General features: G+C 70.6%; 5 protein-coding genes. 3 read left to right on the top strand and 2 right to left on the bottom strand.

Annotated features, from left to right (window positions below; translation table 11 throughout):
* On the bottom strand, window positions 1–199 hold a 199-nt coding region (locus ABD301_RS02365; protein WP_344306654.1), incomplete at its 3' end, for a hypothetical protein.
* A 584-nt stretch (window positions 200–783) separates the two neighbouring features.
* Here ABD301_RS02365 and tmk point away from each other — a divergent pair.
* Entirely contained in the window at window positions 784–2931 is a 2148-nt protein-coding gene (gene tmk / locus ABD301_RS02360) for a dTMP kinase (protein ID WP_344306652.1), read from the top strand.
* The gene (locus ABD301_RS02355; RefSeq protein ID WP_344306650.1) at window positions 2928–4118 is read left to right on the top strand and encodes a DNA polymerase III subunit delta'; all 1191 of its coding nucleotides are present in this window, start codon (window positions 2928–2930) and stop codon (window positions 4116–4118) included. Before tmk ends, ABD301_RS02355 begins: the two co-directional genes overlap by 4 nt.
* Before the next feature lie 73 nt (window positions 4119–4191).
* On the opposite strand, the gene ABD301_RS02350 is transcribed toward ABD301_RS02355, so the two are convergent.
* Window positions 4192–5583 carry a hypothetical protein gene (locus ABD301_RS02350; protein WP_344306648.1) on the bottom strand — a complete coding sequence of 464 codons (1392 nt, stop codon included), beginning with the start codon at window positions 5581–5583 and terminating at the stop codon, window positions 4192–4194.
* A gap of 156 nt (window positions 5584–5739) precedes the next feature.
* Between ABD301_RS02350 and ABD301_RS02345 the strand changes: the two genes are divergently transcribed.
* Window positions 5740–6564, top strand: coding sequence for a PSP1 domain-containing protein (locus ABD301_RS02345; protein ID WP_344306646.1), 825 nt, complete (start codon window positions 5740–5742; stop codon window positions 6562–6564).
* Window positions 6565–6721: the final 157 nt, after the last annotated feature.

Raw genomic sequence — 6721 nt, 5'->3', positions numbered from 1 at the left:
GAGCGGGCACCCCACCGCCACGAACCTGGGCGGCCTTCGGCCGCCGCGCGGGTGGTTGGGTGATGTGACTGTTCGCGTCGCCGGGGTGCCCAAAAGGCGGGCACCCCACCGCCGCGAACCTGGGCGGCTGAGTTGTTGGCCGCAGTTCCTGCGGCGGCGCGTCCGGTTCGCATCCCCGGGGCGCCCAAAGAGCGGGCACCCCACCGCCACGAACCTGGGCGGCCTCCGGCCACCGCGCGGGCGGGGTCGGGATGGAAACCTGTGTGGCTGGTTTAGCCGCGACAAGCCGTAGCGGCGCGAAATTGTCGTAGGTGTCTGTTTTTCTTTCCCCCTCCCTTTGAACGGGCGGGGGGTGGGTCGAGAGGTAGACCTTAATTTTCAGTTGAACATCGGTCCTCAAACCCGCCCCCCACCCGTCACTGGGTGGGGGTGATTTTTGGGGGTGGGTACGACAGTTTTGCGCCGCACCCTGCGAGTGGTGCACGGCATCTCGGCGGCCGCAGGTTCGGAGGGTGAGCGTTGTGGTCACGCTGGGCGATTCTGTGTACGCATAGTGCTCGCGGTGGTCACGTCGGCGTCGATAATCGGTGAGTGGCCGTCAGGGGTGTCGGCGGTGGCCGCTACGCTCGGACGGCAAATCGCAGAAACCGGGTATCCGCGAGACAAAGCCCGCTCGGGTGCCGCCGCAGTGACCACCCGAGCAGGTCCCCGACGATCAGGGAGGCCGCTATCAGCAGCCCCGAGACGACCCAGGGCAACCACAGTGCGGCTTCCCTGCTGGGCGTGTTACGGATTCGGCCGTTCCGCCGGCTGTGGCTGACGCTCGGGCTGTCCAGCTTCGGCGACTGGCTGGGCCTGCTGGCCACCAGCCTGTTCGCGGCCGGCCACGTGAGCGGTTCCTTCGCGCAGGGCGCCGCGTTCGGTGGCGTGGTGGTCATGAAGCTGCTGCCGGCGCTGGTGCTGCTGCCGCTCGCCGGCCTGCTGGCGGACAAGTTCGACCGGCGGATCACCATGGTGGTCTGCGATGTGGCCCGCTTTGTGCTGTTCCTGTCGATTCCGCTGGCCGGCCTGCTCGCGAGCCCGGCCGCGGTGGTCACCTGGGCCCTGATCGCCACCTTCCTGGTCGAGGCGATCAGCATGATCTGGATCCCGGCCAAGGAAGCCGCGGTGCCGAACCTGGTGCCCGGCCGGCTGGAGGCCGCCAACCAGCTGTCGCTGATCACCACGTACGGCATCGCGCCGGTGCTGGCCGCCCTCGTGCTAGCGGCCGTCGAGCGCGGCCTGCGCAGCCTCGCGAATGAGCAGACCACCCGGCTGCTGGTCCAGCCGGTCGACTTCGCGCTTTACCTGAACGCGCTGACGTTCCTGGCCGCCGCGGCCGTTGTCTACTTCATCCCGCAGATCAGCGGCCGGGGCGCCGCGCCGGCGGCCAGCAAGCCCGGCTGGGTCGGGTCGCTGATCGACGGTTGGCAGTTCCTGCACCACAACGCGGCACTGCGCGGGCTCGTGCTGGGCATCTGCGGCGCTTTCGCCGCTGGTGGCGTGGTGGTGGGTACGTCGTCGTTCTATGCGACCAGCCTCGGCGCCGGCCCGGCCGCGTTCGGCCTGCTTTTCGCGTCGCTTTTCATCGGCCTCGGGCTGGGCATGGGCCTGGGACCGCGGCTGGTGGGCAAGCTGTCCCGGCGCCGCTGGTTCGGCCTCAGCATCGTCTTCGCGGCCGCGATGGTGGCGCTGCTCGGCCTCGCGCCGCACCTGTCGATCGCGCTGCCGCTGGTGGTGGCGGTCGGGTTCGGCTCAGGGATGGCCTTCCTGTCCGGTACGACCCTGCTGGGCACCGAAGTACGTGACTGGGTGCGCGGCCGAGTGTTCGCGTTCGTGCAGGGTGCGGTACGGGTGGTCCTGCTCCTGACGATCGCGGTCAGCTCGCTGCTGGTCGGCCTCGGCGGCGAACACGTGCTCAACCTCGGCATCCTGCACCCGACCATCAGCTCGTCCCGGATCCTGCTGCTGCTCGCCGGCATCCTCGGGGTGATCGCCGGTGTCGTCGCCTTCCGGCACATGGATGACCGGCCGGGCGTGCCCCTGCTTCCGGATCTGATCAGCTCGATGCGCGGCCGTCCGCTGGGCGTGCCGGACGCTCCCATCCGGACCGGCCTCTTCGTCGCGTTCGAGGGCGGCGAGGGCGCCGGCAAGTCCACCCAGGCGGTCAAGCTGGCCGCGTGGATGCGGATGGCCGGCCAGCAGTGTGTGGTCACCCGCGAGCCCGGCGCCACCCCGGCTGGGGCCCGGATGCGTGGCATCTTGCTTGATCCGCGCGGCGACAAGTTGTCCAGCCGGGCCGAGGCGCTGTTGTACGCAGCCGACCGGGCCGAGCACGTGTCGACGGTGATCCGGCCGGCCCTCAAAGAAGGAGCGGTCGTCGTCACCGACCGGTATGTGGACTCCTCGCTGGCCTATCAGGGTGCCGGCCGGGAACTGCCGGTGGAGGAGATCCGCTGGCTGTCCGGCTGGGCCACCGGCGAGCTGCGTCCGGACCTGACCGTGCTGCTCGACATTGACCCGCAGGTGGGCCTCGCACGCGTACGGCAGCGGGGTGCGACCGATCGGCTGGAAGACGAGGAAGTCACCTTCCACGAGCGGGTACGGGACGGTTTCCGCACTCTCGCCGACGCCGATCCGGACCGCTACCTGGTGATCGACGCCAACTCCGGCGAGGAGGACATCGCCACCCAGGTCCGGATGCGGATCGCCCGGATCATGCCCGGCGCGCCCGACCCGATCAACGCGCTGCCCTGGGACGCGGACACGACCACCACCCTGGACCCGGACCTTGACTCGATGCTTGCGGTGACCGAGACGCAGGACCTGCGGTCGCTGAGCGATCGCACCGACGACGCCACCCAGTGGCTGGACGGATCCGCGCCTCGATGAGCGAGGACGTCTTCTCCGTACTCGTCGGCCAGCCGGACGCGGTCACCGTGCTGCGCCGAGCAACCGTCGCGGCCGCCCAACTGACCGCCGGCCAGCCGGTGGCGCCGGGCGAGATGACCCACGCCTGGCTGTTCACCGGGCCGCCCGGATCGGGCCGCTCGGTCGCCGCCAAGGCCTTCGCGGCGGCGCTGGAGTGCGAGAACGGCTACGGGTGCGGGGCGTGCAACGGATGCCGTACGACCCTGCATGGCACCCACGCGGACGTCCGGTCCGTTGAGCCGGAGGGCCTGAGCATCGGCGTGACCGAGGTGCGGGCTTTGGTCGTACAAGCCGCCGGAGCACCCGGTGGCGGCCGCTGGCAGGTCGTGGTGATCGCGGACGCCGACCGGCTCACCGAATCGGCGTCCAACGCTTTGCTGAAGGCGGTCGAAGAGCCGCCGGATCGTACGGTCTTCCTGCTCTGCGCGCCCTCGTCGCACCCGGACGACGTGGCCGTCACGATCCGGTCGCGCTGTCGGTTGGTGCCGTTGCGTACGCCTTCCGCTGAGGCTGTGGCCGAGGTGCTCGTACGAGGCGGAGTCGACGACGACACCGCCCGCTGGGCCGCCGCCGCGTCGCAGGGCCACGTCGGTCGGGCCCGCTGGCTGGCCCGCGATTCCAACGCTCGGGACCGCCGCAAGGAGGTCCTGGAGGTGCCGAGGTCGCTGACCAACCTGAGCGCCTGCTTCACGGCGGCCGAGAAGTTCATCGCCGCCTCCGAGGCTGAGGCGGACGCGTCACTGGACGGCGTCGCGGACAAGGAGACCGCCGAACTGAAGCAGGCCCTGGGCGCCGGTGGCACCGGCAAGGGCGCCGCGAGCGCAGCCCGGGGCACCGCGGGCATCGTGAAGGACCTGGAGCGCCGGCAGAAGTCCCGAGCCACCCGGTCGCGCCGAGACACCCTCGATCGCGCCCTGATCGATCTGGCGGCCTTCTACCGCGATGTCCTGGTGAGCCGGGTCGGCGCCGAGGTGCCTCGCATCCATCCGGACATCGCCGAGGTAACCGGCCGGGCTGCCGCCGCCTGGACGCCGGAGTCGGTGTTGCGGCGGCTCAACGCCGTACTGGCCTGCCGCGAGGCGATCGAGCTGAACGTGAAGCCGAAGATCGCCGTCGAGGACATGATGATCTCCCTCTGGCGCGGCTGACCGCGCTTTTTCTCAAGCAACAGCCCCCGTACGCGAAAGACGGCGTAGGGGGCTGTTGCTGAGAAACGATGGGCTAGGACCGGCGGGCGGCGATGACCATCGCGAACCGGCCGAGCAGGACCAGGGCGCCGGCGGCCAGCAGGAAGACGGTGACCTGGGTGCCGGTGACCGGGAGGGTGCCGCCGGTGCCGGGGTTCGCGATCGGCGCCGCGGTGGTGGGGGCGGCGATCGGCTGGCAGACAACGCCGCCGCGGGGGGCTTCGGCGTGGGCGCTCAGGTCGCCGAGCGCGATGGACACCAGCGGCGTGACGCCGTCCAGCGACAGCAGGTCGAGCCGGAGCATGCTGAGCCGGCCACTGGCGACCGTCGGACTGTCCTGCTGGTCGGACAGGTCACCAATGGTGATCTTGGCCAGATAGGCCTTGCTGATGTCCGGCAGCGGGCTGGTGCTGCCGGGCACCACGCCGCCGAGGTTGCCCAGCGGCTGCAGCAGGCCGGGAAGGCCGACATTCTGCAGGCCAGGCAGCCCGGCCAGGCCGGCGAGGCCGATCTCCACCGTCTTGCCGGGCGTGGCAATGGTCTGCGCCTTGCCGTCCGGGCCGGTCACGGTGAGGGCTGGCGCGGAGTACGAGACGCTGGACTTGCCGTTGGCGCCGCCGGCGGTGGCGGTGAGCTTGGCCGGCGACGTGAGCCGCAACGTGGTCTGCGCCGGCGTACCAGCGAAAAGCTGCAGGTCGGCGAGCCCGAGAGTGGCCTGCGAGGTGACGCCGAGGCCCTTCTGGCCGCTGACGGTCACCAGGCCGCCGCGGGAGTCCGTGTATGCCACTGCCGGGGCGTCGGCGGCCGTCACACCACTGCCGGTGGTCCCGGTGGTGCCGGACACCAGCGGCACGCCGCCGCCGATCGGCAGCACGCCCTTGGGAAGCAGGCCGTTCAGCGGGTTGCCGACCGGGATCGGCAGCGCACTGCCGGTCAACGACAGCACCTTCACGTCGAGCAGGTTGGTCTGCGAGGCGGCGAGGATGCCGGCCGTACTCGGGCAGCCGCCCCAGCGGGCCTGCGCGGCCAGCTTGCCGACCTGGCCGGAGAGCACGGGGTTGTCCGGGATGGTGATGATGTCGGACAGCGTTGGCTGCGCGTTGTCCGGCGGCGCGAGCTGGCTGACGCTGTTCTTCGGGATCTGGTCGCTGGGCCCGCCGACCAGGAAGGCGGCTTGCGCGTTGGCTTTCGCGACCGCGTCGGACCGGATCGTGGTCGCGGACCGGTCGAAGGCGAACGAGGTGGCCGGCAGCCCCGGCAGCGCCGGCGACCCGGGCACCGCGATGGACAGTGACCCCATCGCCGCGCTGGTGTCGGACCGGAACAGCTCGCTGGGCAGCGGCTCCTGGCCGTTGGGGGTAGCCGCGGCGGCCGCCATCGGCACGGACAGCAGCCCGACCGTGGCGGCGGTGAGCAGCGCTGCCAACCTCTGACGAGAACGACTTTCCAGCACTTATGCCTCCTGCGGCGCTGCAGGCCCCCAGGGCCGAGACGCGGACCCACTCTGATCCGTATCTACCCAACGACGAAACGTCAGCATAGTGACGGGGGTTACGCTTCAGTAGTGGGGATGATCTGTGCCGTGACTTTCAACCGCTATGGGCGGTTGTATTACTTTCAGCCGGGCAAGTTCCAGCCGGCGGTGGGCGACAACGTGTTGGTGCCCACCGACGACGGGAACGAGGTCGCGCAGTGTGTTTGGGCGCCGCAGTGGGTGACCGAGGACACTGACGGCTTCCCGGAGATCGTCGGCGTGGCCGCGCCGGACGACCTGCAACGGGACCACGACCAGCGGCGGGTGAAAGCCCGGGCGCGGGTCGCGGCGAAGCGGCTGATCCGCGACCACGAGCTGCCGATGAAGGTGGTCGGAGTGGATCACGCGCCGGACGACAACCGGACCACCATTTACTTCACCGCCGCCCACCGGGTCGACTTCCGCGCGCTCGTACGCGACCTGGGCGCCACTCTCAAAGCGCGGGTCGAACTGCGTCAGCTGTCCGCCCGCGACTCGGCGCGACTGCAGGGCGGCATCGGCTCATGTGGTCGCGACCTGTGCTGTTCGACGTTTCTGGTCGACTTCGAGCCGGTCAGCATCCGGATGGCCAAGGACCAGGACCTGCCGCTGAACCCGATGCGGATCTCTGGTGCGTGTGGCCGGCTGATGTGCTGCCTGAAGTACGAGCACCCGCTCTACGCCAACTTCAAGTCCAAGGCACCCGCGGTGGGTGACACGGTCGAGACCGAGCAGGGTCGCGGCCGGGTCGTCGGCCACGACGTGCCGCGCGAGTCGGTGGTCGTACGGATGGAGGCCGACGGGTCGCGATGCGCTTGCCCACTGGCGAGCGTGTGCGGGTCCCGTCAGGCGTACGAGACTTCTCCGGCCGCCGAAGGCCCTGTCGGCGGCTGAGTTGTTGGCCGCAGTGCCTGCGGCGGCGCGTCCGGTTCGCGTCGCCGGGGCGCCCAAAGGGCGGGCGCCCCACCGCCGCGAACCTGGGCGGCCTCCGGCCGCCGCGCGGGCGGGGGTGAGTTGTTGGCCGCGGTGTTGTTGGCCGCAGTGTTTCTGG

The organism is Fodinicola feengrottensis, assembly GCF_039530045.1.
GTDB lineage: Bacteria > Actinomycetota > Actinomycetes > Mycobacteriales > HKI-0501 > Fodinicola > Fodinicola feengrottensis.
The sequence above is the reverse complement of the archived record's forward strand: the minus strand, read 5'-3'. Positions and strand labels throughout refer to the sequence as shown.